Genomic DNA, 16839 nt, shown 5'->3' with positions numbered 1-16839 from the left:
CCATGACGAGCCCCGCACATCGTCACATGATGCGGGTCTCGGCCTCTCAAGCCGCGCAGCGGGAACAAGCCCCGCTGCGCCACGCAACCGCCTACGAGCAGATGCTGGTAAAGCTGGCCGATGACCGCCGCACATTGAAAACCATCCGTTCAAACGAACTGAAAGCCGCGAAAAAGCGCGAGCTGCTGCCGTTCTATGCGCCGTGGGTCGCCGGTGTGCTGGCTGATGGCCGTGGCGCACAGGATGACATTCTGATGACCGTCATGCTGTGGCGTCTCGATGCCGGTGACGTCGCTGGCGCGCTGGAGATTGCGCCTTACGCGCTGAAATACGGCCTCACATCAGACCATCGTCGCACCACGCCTTACATGCTGGTTGAGGAGGTGGCGCTTGCCGCGCTGCGCCTGCGCGATGCCGGTGAGCCTGTCGACCTCGCATTACTGCTGACCACCCTCAGCCTGACCGACGGCGCTGACGTCCCCGATATGGTGCGCGCCCGTCTGCATAAGGTGACCGGCCTGACCCTGCGCGACGCCGGTCAGAATGCCGAGGCGCTGGCACAGTTTCAGCGCGCGATGCAGCTTGACCGCAATGCCGGTGTACGCAAAGAAATTGAGCGACTGGAGCGGGCATTGAAGCCAAAGCCAGAGGCAGCACCCCGTAAAACGACTAAACCGCGCACGCGCAAACCTGCCGCCAAACCGGCGGCAAAGCGCGGGCGTCCACCAAAGGCGGTAAAAACCGCCGGTTAACTGAACGCTCCCCGAGCCGGGCGGCACGCCGGTCAAAGCGGGTTTTAACCCTGACGGCGACCGGCGTCCACCGCCCAACCTAATGAGGTTGTCATGACGACAGTAATACTGAATCAGCCCGACGAACCGCAGGACGTATCGGGCGTGGTGATTCCCGCACCCGAGACGGGCGACGCAGTGATTAAAAATACGTTCTTTTTCCCTGATGTGGATCCGAAGCGCGTGCGCGAGCTGATGCGCCTTGAGCAGACGGTTTCCGATGCGCGCCTGCGCAATGCCATTAAGACCGGCATGGCGGAAACCAATGCGGAGCTTTACGACTACCGGCTGCGCCAGATTGTCGCAGGGTTTAAGCATCTGGCCGACGTGCCTGACGCCGAGGAAATCGACGGCGAGAATGTGCGCATTTTCCACTACCTCAGCGCCGTGACGGCGATGGCGACTGCCACCCTGTATGAGCGTTATCGCGGCGTAGAGGCTACCGGCAAGGGTGACAAAAAAGCCGACAGCGTCGAAACCATCATTGATGACCTGTGGCGGGATATGCGCTGGTCGGTCTCGCGCCTGCAGGATAAGCCGCGCTGCATCGTGGGTCAGCTCTGATGAAAGTCTGGGCGATGCAGGGCGACACCCTCGACGCGCTTTGCTCCCGGTATTACGGGCGCACTGAGGGCGTGGTCGAGTCGGTGCTGCAGGCTAATCCCGGCCTGTCTGAGCTGGGCGTCATTCTGCCGCATGGCACGGCGATTGACCTGCCCGACGTTGAAACATCACCCACGGCGGAGACCCTGAACCTATGGGACTGAGTATGGAAAAAATCACCACGTTTATCGCCTACTGGCTGGCCGTGGGGTTGGCGTATTTCGGGGCAATGTCGCCCGAAAAACTGGCGCTGTATGTGGGTAGTCTGTGCGCCATTTTTACGGCGGCGGTGAATTTCTGGTACCGGCGCAAAACCTTTCGTTACCTGACCGAAATGGGAATCGACAAAGGGGTGACCCGTGAGCTCAATCGTTAAACGTTGCAGTGTGGCCGCAGTGCTGGCGCTGGCGGCACTGATGCCTGATTTTCGTCTGCTGAATACCTCGCCTGATGGTCTGGCGCTGATTGCCGACCTCGAAGGGTGTCGCCTGACACCTTACCAGTGCAGCGCGGGCGTGTGGACATCAGGCATCGGCCACACTGCCGGGGTGGTACCGAAACGCGATATCACCGAGCGCGAAGCGGCGGCAAATCTGGTCGCCGACGTGCTGAACACCGAGCGCCGTCTCGCGGTCTGCGTGCCGGTCACCATGCCGCAGCCGGTTTATGACGCGCTGGTCAGTTTCTCTTTTAACGTCGGCACCGGCGCGGCCTGTCGCTCGACGCTGGTCTCATATCTCAAGCGCCAGCAGTGGTGGCAGGCATGCGACCAGCTTACCCGCTGGGTGTACGTCAACGGGGCGCGCAGTACCGGCCTCGAAAATCGCCGTCAGCGTGAGCGCGCTTACTGCCTGCAGGGGGTGAAATGAAAGCATTAGTCGTGCTGTTAGTGCTGGCCGTGCTCGGGCTGCTGTGGTTGCGCCATGAGAACGGCAATTTATCGCGCTCCTTTGAGACGGCAAATCGCATCGCGAGCGAGCAAAAGACGACGATTGGCATGCTGAAAAATCAGCTCAGTGTTGCCGGTACGCTCGCCCGACGTAATGAATCCGCGCAGGTGGAGCTGCGTGAACAGCTCGCAAAGGCAAGCGCAGAGGCCAGCCGCCGCGAGCAGACGATAACGAGGTTACTTAATGAAAATGAAGCCTTTCGCCGCTGGTATAACGCTGCTCTGCCTGATGTTGTGCGTCGGCTGCACATCCGCACCGCCTGCGCCAGCGCCGGTGATTGTGGTCAGCGGATGCCCGAGGGTGAGCCTTTGCCCGATGCCGGGAAGTGACCCGAAAACCAATGGTGACCTGAGCGCAGATATCCGCCGTCTTGAGGGCGCGCTGACCGCCTGCGCGCTGCAGGTCAAAACCGTCAAACACTGTCAGGATGAACTCGATGCAGAAGCACAAAAGCCTGCGCAAAGCGCTGATTAACGCCGTGCCGCAGCTCCGAAACAACCCCGATATGCTGCGCCTGTTTGCCGATAACGGCCATACCGATTCCCGACTGGCGAGCTCGCTATCGTTTGAAAAGGTGTACGTGCTTAACGTGGTGGTGACCGACTTCACCGGCGACCTCGATTTGATATTCGTGCCGGTGCAGGCGTGGCTGCGTGAACATCAGCCGGACATTATGACCACCGACGACGGGCGGGAAAAAGGATTCACCTGGATTATTGATATCAATAACGACGATTCGCTCGATATCAGTATCAGCCTGAGGCTCACCGAGCGCACGCTCGTCAAAGAGGTCGACGGCGCGCTGCATGTCAGCTATGCCCCTGAGCCGCCGTTGCCAGAGCCGGTGACGCGCCCGGTCGAGCTGTACGTTAACGGCGAACTGGTGAGTAAGTGGGATGAGTGAGTTAACCGCGCTGCAGGAGCGTCTTGCCGGTCTGATTGCCAGCCTGTCACCGGCGGCGCGTCGACAAATGGCGGCTGAGATTGCGAAAAAGCTGCGTACCAGTCAGCAACAGCGCATCAAGCGCCAACAGGCACCCGACGGCACCCCGTATGCCGCGCGAAAGCGCCAGCCGGTGCGGAGCAAGAAAGGCCGCATTAAGCGCGAAATGTTCGCCAAACTACGCACCAACCGCTTTATGAAAGCCAAAGGCAGCGACAGTGCGGCGGTGGTGGAGTTTACCGGCAAGGTGCAGCGCATGGCGCGGGTGCATCAGTACGGCCTCAAAGACCGGCCAAACCGCAACAGCCGGGATGTGCACTACGAGGCGCGCCCGCTGCTCGGTTTCACCCGTGACGATGAGCAGATGATTGAAGACGTCATTATCAGGCACATCGGCAAATAAATATTGTGTGAACCACCACCGGAGCCGCGCGAATTGGCGCGATTCCAGACCAGAGGCATCCTTGCACTATGAATACGTTATCCACGATACAGGAGCTCGCGCGCGCAATTCGCAACCTCATCCGCTCTGGTGTGGTGACTGAGGTTGATACCGTGCAGGGGCTGTGCCGCGTACAAAGCGGCGGGATCCAGACGACATGGCTGAACTGGCTGACCACCCGCGCCGGTCGTTCGCGGACGTGGTGGGCTCCCTCGGTCGGTGAACAGGTTCTGCTGCTGGCAATCGGTGGCGAGCTTGATACCGCTTTCGTGCTGCCGGGTATTTTCTCCGACGATAACCCCACCCCGTCTGCCTCGGCGGATGCGTGGCATGTGGTTTTTCCTGATGGTGCGGTCATTGAGTACGAGCCCGAGACTGGCGCGCTGACGGTCAGCGGCATCAAAACGGCCGACGTGACGGCATCGGAGTCCATCACCGCAACCGTGCCGCTGGTACTGGTGAAAGCCTCGACCAGTATCACCCTCGACACCCCTGAGGTGATTTGCACCAATAAGCTGACGACGGCGACGCTTGAGGTGCAAAAGGGCGGCACGATGAAAGGCAATTTCGCGCATTCCGGCGGGAAATTAACCTCTAACGGTGTGCAGGTTGATGACCATGACCACGGCAATGTGCAGAGCGGCGGAAGCTGGACGAAGGGGATTCAATGACGGTGCGCTATCAGGGTATGAACCGAAATACCGGCCTCGGCATCAGCGACACTGAGCACATCAGCCAGAGCATGCGCGATATTCTGCTGACGCCGGTCGGCTCGCGGGTGATGCGTCGTGAATATGGCTCGCTGCTGTCTGCGCTGATTGATATGCCGCAAAACCAGGCACTCAGGCTGCAAATTATGGTGGCGTGTTATTCGGCTATCCAGAAGTGGGAGCCGCGCATCAGGCTTACCGCCATCAGCTTTGAGACCGGCGACGCTGGCGAAATGTATGTCGATATTACCGGGATGCGTACCGATACCGGTGCGTCAGTTTCAACCACTGTTTCACTGAGTTAAATCACTATGGCAACCGTTGACCTGAGTCAGTTACCCGTTCCCGACGTGGTTGAGGAACTGGACTATGAAACCATCCTTGCGGAACGCATTGCGACGCTGATTTCGCTTTATCCCGAAGACCAGCAGGAGGCTATTGCCCGGACACTGGCACTTGAATCGGAGCCGATTGTTAAGCTGCTGCAGGAAAACGCCTACCGTGAAGTTATCTGGCGTCAGCGGGTGAACGAAGCCGCGCAGGCGGTGACGCTGGCCTATTCCGCCGGTAACGACCTCGACGTCGTGGCCGGGAACAACAATACCGAACGCCTGACCATCACCCCGGCGGATGACACCACCATCCCGCCGACGCCTGCCGTTATGGAATCCGATACCGACCTGCGTCTGCGTACGCAACAGGCGTTTGAGGGTTTGAGCGTGGCGGGGCCGGTCGGTGCATATGAGTATCACGGTCGCAGTGCCGACGGGCGGGTCGCTGACGTTTCGGTCGCCAGTCCGTCGCCAGCCTGCGTGACGATTACCGTGTTATCCCGAGAGGGTGACGGCACCGCCAGTCCTGATTTACTGGCGATTGTTGATAAAGCGCTGAATGCCGAAGATGTGCGCCCTGTGGCCGACCGGGTGACCGTCCAGTCAGCCGAGATTGTGCCGTACCAGATTGACGCGACGCTCTACGTTTACCCCGGCCCCGAGTCTGAGCCCATCAGGCAGGCATCAGAGCAGAAGCTGCAGAGCTACATCAGTGCGCAGCACCGCCTCGGGCGTGATATCCGTCTGTCAGCCATTTACGCGGCGCTGCATGTTGAAGGTGTCCAGCGTGTAGAGCTGGCATCACCGCAGGCCGACATTGTGCTGAGTAAGTCGCAGGCGTCGAACTGTACCGAGTACCAGATAACTATCGGGGGTTCGGATGAGTGACCGGCTGTTACCCGTTGGCTCATCGCCGCTGGAGGTCGCCGCCGCTACAGCACTCGCAGAAATTAAGCGCGTGCCGATTCTGCTGCGCACCCTGTGGAACTGGCGCGACTGTCCGTTAAGGCTGCTGCCGTATCTGGCGTGGGCGCTGTCGGTCGACAGGTGGGATGAGAAGTGGCCGGAGGCGACAAAACGCAGCGTCTGCGCGTCCTCGTTTTTCGTCCATCAGCACAAAGGCACCATCAGCGCATTGCGCCGGGTGGTTGAGCCACTCGGCTTTCTGATTGAGGTGCGCGAGTGGTGGCAGCTCGACGAGGAGCCAGGCACATTCCGTCTTGTTGTCGGCGTGCTCGACAGCGGCATTACTGACGAAATGTATCAGGAACTTGAGCGCCTGATTGAAGACGCCAAACCGGCAAGTCGTCACCTGACCGGGCTGGCTATCAGCCTGAGTGCGACCGGCGAGTTGTATGTCGGCGCGGGATGTTACGACGGCGACGCGCTGACCGTTTACCCCTACACCCCCGAGGAAATTGTCGTCGGCGGTGAATATTATCCGGCCTCGGCCATCCATTTGATTGATAACCTGAGAGTGAACGCATGACCGCAAAATACTTTGCCATTCTGACCAATCAGGGCGCGGCGCGGCTGGCGAACGCGGCGGCACTCGGCACCAGACTCAACCTGACGCAGATGGCCGTCGGTGATGCGAATGGTACGCTGCCGACCCCTGACCCGGCGCAGACGAAACTCATTAACCAGAAGCGCATCGCGCCGCTTAACCTCCTGACTGTTGACCCGGCCAATACCAGCCAGATTATCGCGGAACAGATTATTCCCGAAAATGAGGGCGGTTTCTGGATCCGCGAGATTGGTCTCTACGATACCGACGGCATCCTGATTGCCGTGGCGAACTGCCCGGAGACCTACAAGCCGCAACTGCAGGAGGGAAGCGGCCGCACGCAGACCATTCGCATGATTCTGATTGTTTCGAGCACGTCGGCCATCACCCTGAAAATTGACCCGTCGGTCGTGCTGGCAACGCGCCAGTATGTCGACGATAAGATTATCGAAGTGAAAGCCTATGCCGATAGCCTGCTTGCCGCACATCTCGCCGCTCCTGACCCGCACACTCAGTACCTCAAAACCGCGGATATTGATAAGTACATTCCGGTTGGCTTTCCGTTGCCGTGGCCGCAGGCAACGCCGCCAGATGGCTGGCTGAAATGCAATGGCGCGGCTTTTGACAAGGCGAAATATCCAAAGCTGGCCGTCGCTTATCCGTCCGGTAGTCTGCCTGATTTGCGCGGTGAGTTTATTCGAGGGTGGGATGACGGGCGTGGTGTTGATTCAGCCAGAACACTATTAAGCGCTCAGGGTGATGCCATTCGAAACATTACAGGTAAAACTGCAGCGATGAAATATGGTGCGTGGTTGAATAACCCATCAGGTGTGTTTGCGGTTGAAAGTGCATCTTTTGAACAGTCAATAACCACAGCAGCAGGAACTAATAACGCATTATCCAGTGTTTTTGATGCTTCACGGGTTGTGCCAACAGCGAATGAAAATAGGCCGCGCAACATCGTATTTAACTACATCGTAAGGGCTGCATGATGGCGAAAGCGACACTTAATAAAAACGGTATTGCCACTAAAGCTGGCGATATGATGGTCTATAACTTTGATGGTGAGACGCGCGAATATTTATCGGCATCAGTGGAGTTTCTCGCCGTTGGCGTCGGTATTCCTGCCAGTTCCTGCACCGACGCGCCGGTTGATGAAAAGGCGGGGTTTGCCATTTGCCGTACGGTCAGCTTTGACGGATGGGATTATGTTATCGACCACCGGGGCGAGGCCGTGTATGACACGGAAACCGGTCAGCCTGTCGAGATAACCGGGCTCGGTGATTACCATGATAATGTGACCACCATCAAACCGCTGACGCCTTATGACCGCTGGAACGGTAGGGAATGGGTTACGGATGAGGATGCGCAGAAAAGCGCGCAGGTGCTGGAGGCGGAGCAGCAAAAATCCGCATTGCTGGCCGAGGCGCAAAGCACAATCAGCTTATGGCAGACTGAGCTGCAGCTCGGCATCATCAGCGACGATGACAAGGCCAGCCTGATTACTTGGATGAAATACATTCAGGCGCTGAACGCGGTCGACACTTCCACGGCACCGGATATCGAGTGGCCGGTTAAACCGGAGTAAATCAAGGCGGGCTGATGCCCGTCTTTTTTTACTTTGTTTATGTGCCATCGGCTACCCATCGCCGACAAATAGCTCCCCACAAGACCAGCCAGGACAATAACACTCGCCCACTAACCACGGAGTTAACCGGATGAGTGATTTTCACCACGGCGTGAAGGTGCTTGAAATTAACGACGGCACCCGCGTCATTTCCACTGTTGCAACCGCAATTGTCGGCATGGTCTGCACGGCCAGCGATGCGGATGCCGAAACATTCCCCCTCAACGAGCCGGTATTAATTACCAATGTGCAGAGCGCCATTGCGAAAGCCGGTAAAAAAGGCACGCTGTCTGCTTCCCTGCAGGCCATCGCCGACCAGTCAAAACCCGTCACCGTTGTTGTGCGCGTGGCCGAGGGTGTCGACGATGACCCGGATGCTGCTCAGGCGCAGACCATTTCTAATATCATCGGCGGCACGGATGAAAACGGTAAATACACCGGCATCAAGGCGCTGTTGACTGCCGAAGCGGTCACCGGCGTTAAGCCGCGCATTCTCGGCGTGCCGGGTCTCGATACCAAAGAGGTCGCAGTCGCACTTGCGTCGGTCTGTATCAGTCTGCGCGCGTTTGGTTATGTCAGCGCATGGGGCTGTAAGACCATTTCCGAAGCGATGGAATATCGCGAGAATTTCAGCCAGCGTGAGCTGATGGTTATCTGGCCTGATTTCCTTTCATGGGACACCACCGCGAACGCCACCGCAACGGCCTACGCTACCGCGCGCGCACTCGGCCTGCGTGCCTACATCGACCAGACTGTCGGCTGGCATAAAACCCTGTCTAACGTCGGCGTGCAGGGCGTCACCGGCATCAGCGCCTCAGTCTTTTGGGATTTGCAGGCATCCGGCACAGATGCTGACCTGCTCAACGAGGCCGGGGTCACGACGCTGGTGCGCAAGGATGGTTTCCGTTTCTGGGGTAACCGCACCTGCTCTGATGACCCGCTTTTCCTGTTTGAGAACTACACCCGCACCGCGCAGGTGCTGGCCGACACGATGGCCGAGGCGCACATGTGGGCGGTCGATAAGCCCATTACCGCATCGCTCATCCGTGACATTGTCGACGGCATTAATGCCAAATTCCGCGAGCTGAAATCAAATGGCTACATCGTGGACGGTGAATGCTGGTTCGACGAGGAATCGAACGATAAGGAAACCCTCAAGGCCGGGAAACTGTATATCGACTACGACTATACGCCGGTTCCACCACTGGAAAGCCTGACCCTGCGCCAGCGCATCACCGATAAATATCTGGTGAATCTGGCCGAATCGGTCAACAGCTAAGGAGCCTGAAATAACATGGCACTACCCCGCAAACTCAAATATCTGAACATGTTCAATGACGGCCTGAGCTACATGGGCGTTGTTGAATCGGTAACGCTGCCAAAGCTGACCCGCAAGCTCGAAAACTATCGCGGCGGCGGTATGAATGGCGCGGCGGCGATTGACCTCGGCCTCGACGACGATGCGCTCACCGTCGAATGGTCTGTCGGCGGCCTGCCCGATGTGGCGCTGTGGGCGCAGTACGCCGCGCCGGGTGCTGACGCCGTGCCGCTGCGTTTTGCTGGATCCTATCAGCGCGACGACACCGGCGAAATCATCGCGGTCGAGGTGGTCATGCGTGGCCGTCATAAAGAAATCGACGGCGGTGAGAATAAGCAGGGTGAAAACACCTCGACCAAACTGTCGACCGTCTGCACCTATTACCGCCTCACGATTGATGGTAGCGACGTTATCGAAATCGACACCGTCAACATGGTCGAGAAGGTGAACGGCGTCGACCGTCTGGAACAGCACCGCCGCGCAATCGGGCTGTAACTCCCTGACCGGTCGGCACTGCTGGCCGGTGATTAATCCCCTTTCAGAGCAGAGAAAAACATCATGGCAAAAGCACCACGTAAAACCGCTGAATTTGTTGATACGGCTGGCAATGAAATTGACACCGTAAACCCGAACGTCGTGACCCTCGACAAGCCGATTAAGCGTGCCGGTCAGACAATTGATAAAGTCACCCTGATTGAGCCGAACGCCGGTACCCTGCGCGGCGTCAGTCTGGCGGCGGTGGCGCAGTCCGAAGTCGATGCACTGATTAAAGTACTGCCTCGCATGACCTATCCCGCGCTCACCACGCAGGAGTTAACCGCGATGAACCTGCCAGATATGCTGTCGCTGGCCGCTAAGGTGATTGGTTTTTTGTCACCGGCTTCGGTGGAATAGATTTCCCGCCCGAGCTGTCGACCGATGACCTGATGGCGGATATTGCGGTGATATTCCACTGGCCGCCATCAGAGCTCTATTCCCTGAGCCTGACCGAGCTCATCACATGGCGCGAAAAGGCGCTACAGCGTAGCGGAAACCACAATGAGTAATAACCTGAGGCTTGAGGTTTTGCTGAAAGCGGTCGACCAGGCGACCCGACCGCTTAAATCCATCCAGACCGCGAGTAAAAGCCTGTCGGGCGATATTCGCGACACACAAAAAGGGCTGCGTGACCTGAACGGTCAGGCGTCGAAAATCGACGGCTTTCGTAAGGCAAGCGCGCAACTGGCCGTAACCAGTCAGGCGCTTGGTAAGGCGAAACAAGAAGCCGGTGAGCTGGCCGTACAGTTTAAAAATACCACCAGTCCGACCCGCGCGCAGGCGCAGGCGCTCGAAGCGGCAAGGCGTGCCGCCTCTGAGCTGCAGACGAAATACAACAGCCTGAGAACGTCGGTACAGCGACAGCGCTCCGAGCTGATGCAGGCCGGTATTAACACCCGCACCCTGTCTGCTGATGAGCGTCGGCTCAAAACCTCCATCAGCGAGACAACGGCGCAGCTTAACCGCCAGCGTGAGGCACTGGCGCGCGTCAGTGCGCAGCAGGCGAAATTAAGCCGGGTTAAAGCTCGATACCAGTCAGGCAAAGAGCTTGCCGGTAATGCGGCGGCGGCTGGTGCTGCAGGTGTTGGCATTGCGGCTGCGGGAACGATGGCCGGGGTAAAATTACTGATGCCCGGTTATGATTTTGCGCAGAAAAATTCCGAGCTGCAGGCCGTGCTCGGGGTAGATAAGCAGTCGCCAGAAATGCAGGCGCTACGCAAACAGGCGCGCCAGCTCGGCGACAATACTGCCGCCTCTGCCGATGATGCCGCCAGTGCGCAGATTATTATCGCAAAAGGTGGTGGTGATGCTGAAGCTATAGCGGCCATGACGCCTGTGACTCTCAACCTGTCACTTGCGAACAGAAAAACAATGGAGGAAAACGCGCAACTGTTGATGGGGACAAAAGCCGCCTTTCAGCTTTCTAATGACGCGGCTGCACATATTGGTGATGTTCTTTCAACCACGATGAACAAAACCACCGCTGATTTTCAGGGACTAAGCGACTCATTAAGTTACCTTGCCCCTGTTGCGAAAAATGCCGGAGTGAGTCTTGAACAAGCGGCGGCGATTACCGGCACACTTCATGATAATAACATCAGGGGGTCAATGGCTGGGACGGGCGGCGCGGCTGTAATAACGAGACTACAGGCACCAACAGGCAAAGCATACGATGCCCTCAAAGAGTTGGGTGTTAAAACCTCGGACAGCAAAGGCAATACGCGCCCGTTATTTACCATCCTGAAAGAAATGCAGGCCAGTTTTGAGCGCAACAAGCTCGGAACCGGGCAGAAAGCTGAATATGTGAAAACCATATTCGGCGAGGAGGCCATGAAGTCTGCAAGTGTGCTGATGGCCGCAGCGGCAAGCGGAAAGCTCGATAAACTCACCGCTACGATTAAGGCATCCGACGGAAAAACCGAGGAACTGGTCAAGGTTATGCAGGATAACCTCGGCGGTGATTTTAAAGAGTTTCAGTCGGCTTACGAGGCGGTCGGTACTGACCTCTATGACCAGCAAGAGGGCTCACTGCGCAAGCTTACCCAAACGGCCACGCAGTATGTGTTAAAGCTCGACGGCTGGATCCAGAAAAATAAGGGGCTGGCGGAAACCATCGGCATCATTGCCGGTGGCGCACTTGCTCTGATTGGTATCATCGGCGGCATTGGTCTCGTTGCGTGGCCGGTTGTGATGGGGATTAACGCCATTATTGCCGCTACTGGCGTGCTGGGTACGGTCTTTACTGTTGCCGGTGGTGCCATTATGACAGCGCTCGGTGCGATTACCTGGCCGATTGTGGCCGTCGGTGCGGCGATTGTGGCCGGGGCGCTACTCATCCGCAAATATTGGGAGCCCATCAGCGCATTTTTCTCGGGGGTGATTGAGGGCATCATGAGCGCCTTTGCACCGGTAGGGGAAATGTTCGCCCCACTGGCACCCATTTTTGACGGCCTCGGTGAGAAGCTGCGCGGCGTCTGGCAATGGTTTAAAGACCTGATTGCACCGGTCAAAGCCACACAGGAGACGCTAGATAGCTGCAAAAATGTCGGCGTTATATTTGGTCAGGCACTGGCCGATGCGCTGATGTTGCCTCTGAATATTTTCAATAAGCTGCGCGGTGGTCTTGATGTAATTCTCGAAAAGCTCGGCCTTGTTAAAAAGGAATCGAGCAGTATTGATACGGAAACGGCAAAAACGCCGCCGGTTGGTCAGGGTGGAGGGTATATTCCGACAACCAGCTCGCTTGGTGGGTATCAGGCTTATCAACCTGTCACGGCTCCCGCCGGTCGTACCTATATTGACCAGAGCAGCCCTACCTATCAAATAAACCTGCCGGGTGGCGGCGCGCCGGGTGGTCAATTGGGTAACCAGTTGCAGGATGCGTTAGAAAAATATGAACGCGATAAGCGAGCCAAAGCCCGCGCTAGCATGATGCACGATTAAGGAGGCTGATGATGATGCTTGCTCTTGGAATGTTTGTGTTTGAACGTCGCACTCTGCCTTATCAGTCGATGCAGCACTCGAAGAATTACCGCTGGGCGTCTAATGACCGGGTCGGCAAACCTCCTGCGTATCAGTTTCTCGGCGAGGGGGAAAACGCGATCCAGCTTGCCGGTACGCTTTATCCTGCCATTACTGGCGGTCGTATATCTCTGCTGGCTGTCGAACTGATGGCCGACGAGGGCAGAGCTTGGCCGCTGATTGAGGGAACCGGCAATATCTTCGGGATGTATATCGTCGAGACGGTGTCGACCACGCATGCCGAGTTTTTCAGCGACGGCGCAGCCAGAAAGATTGATTTCACCCTTTCGCTGAAACGGGTCGACGAATCACTGACGGCAATGTTTGGCGACCTGAATAAGCAGGCCAGCGAGCTTCTCGGCTCTGCTGGTAATCTTACTGATAAGCTGCAGGGTGCGCTCGGAGGGCTGACCGCATGATTACGGGCATGACCATTGACGCCGGTGCCAGCCTTGCACCGGCATTTATGCTGACACTGAACAGCCAAGACATTACCAGCAATTTTAGTGACCGGCTGATTTCTCTCACCATGACCGACAACAGGGGATTTGAGGCTGACCAGCTCGACATTGAGCTCGACGACACTGACGGCAAAGTCGAGTTACCCCTGCGCGGGGCGGTGCTGACGTTGTGGCTTGGCTGGCAGGGTTCGGCGCTTCTGAATAAGGGCGATTTCACGGTCGATGAGATTGAGCATCGGGGGGCGCCTGATACCCTGACCATTCGGGCGCGTAGTGCAGACTTTCGCGGAACGCTCAATTCACGGCGTGAGGAGTCATGGCACGACACCACCCTCGGTGAGCTAGTCAGCACCATTGCAAAGCGCAATAAACTGACGGCCAGTGTAGCGGATTCACTGAAAAAAATACCGGTGCCGCATATCGACCAGTCGCAGGAGTCCGACGCCGTATTTCTGACCCGGCTGGCTGACCGAAATGGGGCAGCGGTGTCAGTGAAAGCGGGGAAGCTCCTGTTTCTGAAAGCCGGTAGTGCAATGACCGCCAGCGGTAAGCCCGTCCCACAAATGACGCTGACCCGCAGCGATGGCGACCGTCATCAGTTTGCCATTGCTGACCGTGGGGCTTACACCGGCGTAACAGCAAAATGGTTGCATACTAAAGACCCGAAGCCGCAAAAGCAGAAAGTAACACTGAAACGTAAGCCAAAAGAGAAGCACCTGCGCGCACTGGAGCACCCGAAAGCAAAGCAGGTCAGCAAAAAGACAAAGGCCAAAAAAGAGCAGGAAGCGCGTGAGGGTGAGTATATGGCCGGTGAGGCCGATAACGTGCTGGCGCTGACGACGGTCTACGCATCAAAGGCGCAGGCGATGCGCGCCGCTCAGGCTAAGTGGGATAAGCTGCAGCGAGGCGTTGCGGAGTTTTCAATTACGCTGGCGCTTGGCAGGGCTGATTTATTCCCTGAGACCCCGATGCGTGTGTCAGGGTTTAAGCGCGTCATAGACGAGCAATCTTGGTTAATCAGTAAAGTGACTCACAATCTGAATAATAATGGCTTCACGACGGGCTTAGAGCTTGAGGTTAAACTCTCTGATGTGGAGTACAGCTCAGAGGAAAGTGAGAGTTGAAAAAGCAAATCATGATTTGCAAATGCAATTTAAGAGTTTATTATTCCCTCAGATACGCCAGCAGGGGGAATAATTATGATGCACTGCCCGTTATGCCAAAACGCCGCGCATGCTCGCACTAGCCGGTACCTTAGCACCGAAACGAAAGAACGTTATCACCAGTGCCAAAACATCAATTGCGGATGTACATTTATAACTTTTGAGACGCTATCAAGATTTATTGTGAAGCCGGGCGCTGTTGACCCTGCCCCTCCTCATCCCGTCAGAAACCAGCAACAGCAACTTTGGCTTTAACCTGCTTCGGCAGGTTTTTTTATATCTGCCGCCATCGTGCCAATCTCTGCCGCCAATTTGCCGCCATCACCAATAAAAAAGGGGTTAGCAAATAGCCAACCCCTTGTTTTATAACACGCTTTGGATGTAGCGCGAATGCGTTATCAGTTAAGACGCTCTTTGATACGAGCAGACTTACCAGTGCGCTCACGCAGGTAGTACAGTTTAGCTTTACGAACAGCACCACGACGTTTAACAGCAATGCTGTCAACTACCGGAGAGTGAGTCTGGAAGACACGCTCAACGCCTTCGCCGTTGGAAATTTTACGAACAGTGAATGCAGAGTGCAGACCGCGGTTACGAATAGCGATAACCACGCCCTCGAATGCCTGCAGACGTTTTTTGGAACCTTCAACAACCCATACTTTCACTTCCACGGTATCACCCGGACGGAAGGAAGGTACGTCCTGCTTCATCTGCTCTTGTTCAAGTTGCTTAATAATGTTGCTCATAATTTAATCTCTTATCCTGGGTAAACTGATATTTGGGGGTCTCAGACCAGCCCATCATGTTTATGCTGCTGTTGTGCGTGTTCCGTTTTGAACTCCGCCAGCAACCTTGCTTGCTCTTCAGTCAGAGCCAGGTTTTCCAGAAGTTCAGGTCTTCTAAGCCAGGTCCGGCCCAGCGACTGTTTTAAACGCCAGCGACGTATCTCAGCGTGGTTCCCCGACAGTAACACTGCCGGTACTTCCATCTGTTCTAACACTTCAGGTCGGGTATAGTGCGGGCAATCCAGCAACCCATCAGCAAACGAATCTTCGATTGCTGAAGCTTCATGACCCAGAACTCCCGGAATAAACCGAGAAACGGAGTCGATCAGCGTCATTGCCGGTAACTCACCACCGCTGAGAACGTAATCGCCGATTGACCATTCTTCGTCAATTTCGGTTTGAATCACGCGCTCATCTATTCCTTCATAGCGACCACACACCAGAATCAGCTTTTGATTCGTGGCCAGTTCGCTAACGCCCGCTTGATCAAGCTTGCGTCCCTGAGGTGACAGATAAATCACCTTTGCGCCTTCACCAGCCGCAGCTTTTGCTGCATGAATGGCGTCCCGTAAAGGTTGCACCATCATTAACATCCCCGGTCCGCCGCCGTAAGGACGATCGTCCACGGTACGGTGCCGGTCATGAGTAAAGTCACGAGGACTCCAGCTCTGGATGTTCAGCAGGCCATTTTTTACTGCCCGGCCAGTTACCCCGTAATCGGTAATTGCGCGGAACATTTCTGGAAACAGGCTAACGATACCTATAAACACAAGCCAATCCCCATAACGCCGACTTTTACCGTTTATCCGGTGGTTTAAAAACCAGGATCCCAATCTACTTCGATAGTACGAGTAGCGAGATCGACTTTCTTGATAACCTGCCCATCGAGGAACGGTACAAGACGTTCCTTGATACCAAACGCATCTTTCAGGTTTGCCTTAATGACAATGACGTCATTCGAACCGGTTTCCATCATATCGACGACTTTACCGAGATCGTAACCTTCAGTGGTCACTACCTGGCAGCCCATAAGGTCTTTCCAGTAGTAGGAACCATCTTCCAGCGCTGGCAACTGCGAGGAATCCACGACAATTTCGCAATTAGTCAGTAGATTCGCCGAATCACGATCGTCAACGCCTTTCAGCTTGATGATCAGATCCTGATTGTGGTGCTTCCAGCTTTCCAGCTGTACTTGCTGCCACTGACCCGCCTTCTGGATAAACCAAGGCTGATAGTCAAAAATGCTTTCGGCGTCTTCAGTGGAAGAAAACACTCTGAGCCAACCACGGATACCGTAAGAAGACCCCATTTTCCCCAAAACGATGGGTTCCACAGGAGCCTGCACGGCGAGTTGCTTGCTCATCATGACCACCGTGACAGATTAAGCTGCTTTGTTTGCTGCTTTGATCAGCGTAGCTACGCGATCAGAAATAGTCGCGCCCTGGCCAACCCAGTGAGCGATGCGATCCAGATCCAGGCGAGTGCCTTCTTCTTTTTCGCTAGCGATTGGGTTAAAGAAGCCAACGCGCTCGATGAAGCGACCGTTGCGTGCATTACGGCTGTCGGTAACAACAACCTGGTAGAACGGACGCTTTTTAGCGCCGTGACGAGCTAAACGAATAGTAACCATAACATCCTCTTGTGTGAAT

At 56.2% G+C, this 16839-nt stretch carries 27 protein-coding genes; 23 read left to right on the top strand and 4 right to left on the bottom strand.

What is annotated here, in order from left to right; genetic code table 11:
- The first annotated feature begins 2 nt into the window (after positions 1–2).
- From HV350_RS06350 to HV350_RS06240, 23 genes are all read left to right on the top strand, one after another.
- Positions 3–752: a terminase endonuclease subunit gene (locus tag HV350_RS06350; RefSeq protein ID WP_181630040.1), complete on the top strand. Its 750-nt coding sequence runs from the start codon at positions 3–5 to the stop codon at positions 750–752.
- Positions 753–845: 93 nt separating this feature from the next.
- Positions 846–1355 carry a head completion/stabilization protein gene (locus HV350_RS06345; RefSeq protein WP_181630038.1) on the top strand — a complete coding sequence of 170 codons (510 nt, stop codon included), beginning with the start codon at positions 846–848 and terminating at the stop codon, positions 1353–1355.
- Entirely contained in the window at positions 1355–1558 is a 204-nt protein-coding gene (locus tag HV350_RS06340) for a tail protein X (protein ID WP_154952986.1), read from the top strand. Before HV350_RS06345 ends, HV350_RS06340 begins: the two co-directional genes overlap by 1 nt.
- Positions 1549–1770 carry an HP1 family phage holin gene (locus tag HV350_RS06335; protein ID WP_001437784.1) on the top strand — a complete coding sequence of 74 codons (222 nt, stop codon included), beginning with the start codon at positions 1549–1551 and terminating at the stop codon, positions 1768–1770. Before HV350_RS06340 ends, HV350_RS06335 begins: the two co-directional genes overlap by 10 nt.
- Positions 1754–2263 carry a lysozyme gene (locus tag HV350_RS06330; protein ID WP_181630036.1) on the top strand — a complete coding sequence of 170 codons (510 nt, stop codon included), beginning with the start codon at positions 1754–1756 and terminating at the stop codon, positions 2261–2263. Before HV350_RS06335 ends, HV350_RS06330 begins: the two co-directional genes overlap by 17 nt.
- Complete coding sequence (gene lysB / locus HV350_RS26605) at positions 2260–2673, top strand: Rz-like lysis system protein LysB (protein ID WP_181630034.1); 414 nt, start codon at positions 2260–2262, stop codon at positions 2671–2673. The genes HV350_RS06330 and lysB overlap by 4 nt, the downstream gene beginning before the upstream one ends.
- Positions 2573–2818, top strand: a complete 246-nt coding sequence (gene lysC, locus HV350_RS26500; RefSeq protein WP_249418031.1) for an Rz1-like lysis system protein LysC — start codon at positions 2573–2575, stop codon at positions 2816–2818. The genes lysB and lysC overlap by 101 nt, the downstream gene beginning before the upstream one ends.
- On the top strand, positions 2781–3248 hold the full coding sequence (locus HV350_RS06315; RefSeq protein WP_001437785.1) for a phage tail protein: 468 nt from the start codon (positions 2781–2783) through the stop codon (positions 3246–3248). Before lysC ends, HV350_RS06315 begins: the two co-directional genes overlap by 38 nt.
- Complete coding sequence (locus HV350_RS06310; RefSeq protein WP_181630033.1) at positions 3241–3690, top strand: phage virion morphogenesis protein; 450 nt, start codon at positions 3241–3243, stop codon at positions 3688–3690. The genes HV350_RS06315 and HV350_RS06310 overlap by 8 nt, the downstream gene beginning before the upstream one ends.
- 68 nt (positions 3691–3758) lie before the next feature.
- The gene (locus HV350_RS06305; RefSeq protein ID WP_181630031.1) at positions 3759–4400 is read left to right on the top strand and encodes a phage baseplate assembly protein V; all 642 of its coding nucleotides are present in this window, start codon (positions 3759–3761) and stop codon (positions 4398–4400) included.
- Positions 4397–4744 (top strand): GPW/gp25 family protein, encoded by a 348-nt coding sequence (locus tag HV350_RS06300; protein ID WP_181630030.1) that lies wholly within the window; start codon positions 4397–4399, stop codon positions 4742–4744. The genes HV350_RS06305 and HV350_RS06300 overlap by 4 nt, the downstream gene beginning before the upstream one ends.
- 6 nt (positions 4745–4750) lie before the next feature.
- Complete coding sequence (locus HV350_RS06295) at positions 4751–5659, top strand: baseplate assembly protein (RefSeq protein ID WP_181630028.1); 909 nt, start codon at positions 4751–4753, stop codon at positions 5657–5659.
- Entirely contained in the window at positions 5652–6260 is a 609-nt protein-coding gene (locus HV350_RS06290) for a phage tail protein I (RefSeq protein WP_181630027.1), read from the top strand. Before HV350_RS06295 ends, HV350_RS06290 begins: the two co-directional genes overlap by 8 nt.
- Entirely contained in the window at positions 6257–7270 is a 1014-nt protein-coding gene (locus HV350_RS06285) for a phage tail protein (protein ID WP_181630026.1), read from the top strand. The genes HV350_RS06290 and HV350_RS06285 overlap by 4 nt, the downstream gene beginning before the upstream one ends.
- Entirely contained in the window at positions 7270–7866 is a 597-nt protein-coding gene (locus HV350_RS06280; protein ID WP_181630640.1) for a tail fiber assembly protein, read from the top strand. Before HV350_RS06285 ends, HV350_RS06280 begins: the two co-directional genes overlap by 1 nt.
- A 130-nt stretch (positions 7867–7996) precedes the next feature.
- Entirely contained in the window at positions 7997–9184 is a 1188-nt protein-coding gene (locus tag HV350_RS06275; RefSeq protein WP_181630025.1) for a phage tail sheath protein, read from the top strand.
- A gap of 15 nt (positions 9185–9199) precedes the next feature.
- Positions 9200–9718 (top strand): phage major tail tube protein, encoded by a 519-nt coding sequence (locus tag HV350_RS06270; protein ID WP_001207674.1) that lies wholly within the window; start codon positions 9200–9202, stop codon positions 9716–9718.
- Between the two features lie 63 nt (positions 9719–9781).
- Positions 9782–10117 carry a phage tail assembly protein gene (locus tag HV350_RS06265; protein WP_080107312.1) on the top strand — a complete coding sequence of 112 codons (336 nt, stop codon included), beginning with the start codon at positions 9782–9784 and terminating at the stop codon, positions 10115–10117.
- A gap of 32 nt (positions 10118–10149) precedes the next feature.
- The gene (locus HV350_RS06260) at positions 10150–10269 is read left to right on the top strand and encodes a GpE family phage tail protein (RefSeq protein ID WP_000763323.1); all 120 of its coding nucleotides are present in this window, start codon (positions 10150–10152) and stop codon (positions 10267–10269) included.
- On the top strand, positions 10262–12703 hold the full coding sequence (locus tag HV350_RS06255; protein ID WP_181630023.1) for a phage tail tape measure protein: 2442 nt from the start codon (positions 10262–10264) through the stop codon (positions 12701–12703). Before HV350_RS06260 ends, HV350_RS06255 begins: the two co-directional genes overlap by 8 nt.
- An 11-nt stretch (positions 12704–12714) precedes the next feature.
- Positions 12715–13200 carry a phage tail protein gene (locus tag HV350_RS06250; RefSeq protein WP_181630638.1) on the top strand — a complete coding sequence of 162 codons (486 nt, stop codon included), beginning with the start codon at positions 12715–12717 and terminating at the stop codon, positions 13198–13200.
- Complete coding sequence (locus HV350_RS06245; RefSeq protein ID WP_181630022.1) at positions 13197–14366, top strand: phage late control D family protein; 1170 nt, start codon at positions 13197–13199, stop codon at positions 14364–14366. The genes HV350_RS06250 and HV350_RS06245 overlap by 4 nt, the downstream gene beginning before the upstream one ends.
- Positions 14367–14441: 75 nt before the next feature.
- Positions 14442–14660 (top strand): DNA-binding transcriptional regulator, encoded by a 219-nt coding sequence (locus HV350_RS06240; protein ID WP_000972009.1) that lies wholly within the window; start codon positions 14442–14444, stop codon positions 14658–14660.
- Between the two features lie 143 nt (positions 14661–14803).
- On the opposite strand, the gene rplS is transcribed toward HV350_RS06240, so the two are convergent.
- Genes rplS through rpsP form a run of 4 tightly spaced genes read right to left on the bottom strand, consistent with a single transcriptional unit; the run spans position 14804 to position 16820 of the window.
- The gene (rplS, locus tag HV350_RS06235) at positions 14804–15151 is read right to left on the bottom strand and encodes a 50S ribosomal protein L19 (RefSeq protein WP_002914145.1); all 348 of its coding nucleotides are present in this window, start codon (positions 15149–15151) and stop codon (positions 14804–14806) included.
- Between the two features lie 41 nt (positions 15152–15192).
- Positions 15193–15960 (bottom strand): tRNA (guanosine(37)-N1)-methyltransferase TrmD, encoded by a 768-nt coding sequence (trmD, locus tag HV350_RS06230; RefSeq protein WP_016157187.1) that lies wholly within the window; start codon positions 15958–15960, stop codon positions 15193–15195.
- 44 nt (positions 15961–16004) lie between these two features.
- Positions 16005–16553, bottom strand: coding sequence for a ribosome maturation factor RimM (rimM, locus tag HV350_RS06225; protein ID WP_181630636.1), 549 nt, complete (start codon positions 16551–16553; stop codon positions 16005–16007).
- Positions 16554–16571: 18 nt separating this feature from the next.
- On the bottom strand, positions 16572–16820 hold the full coding sequence (gene rpsP / locus HV350_RS06220; protein WP_003031228.1) for a 30S ribosomal protein S16: 249 nt from the start codon (positions 16818–16820) through the stop codon (positions 16572–16574).
- Positions 16821–16839 lie beyond the last annotated feature (19 nt).

The organism is Citrobacter sp. RHBSTW-01013 (genome assembly GCF_013781985.1).
Taxonomy (GTDB): Bacteria; Pseudomonadota; Gammaproteobacteria; order Enterobacterales; family Enterobacteriaceae; genus Citrobacter; species Citrobacter braakii.
This window is presented reverse-complemented; position numbering and strand designations above follow the sequence as displayed.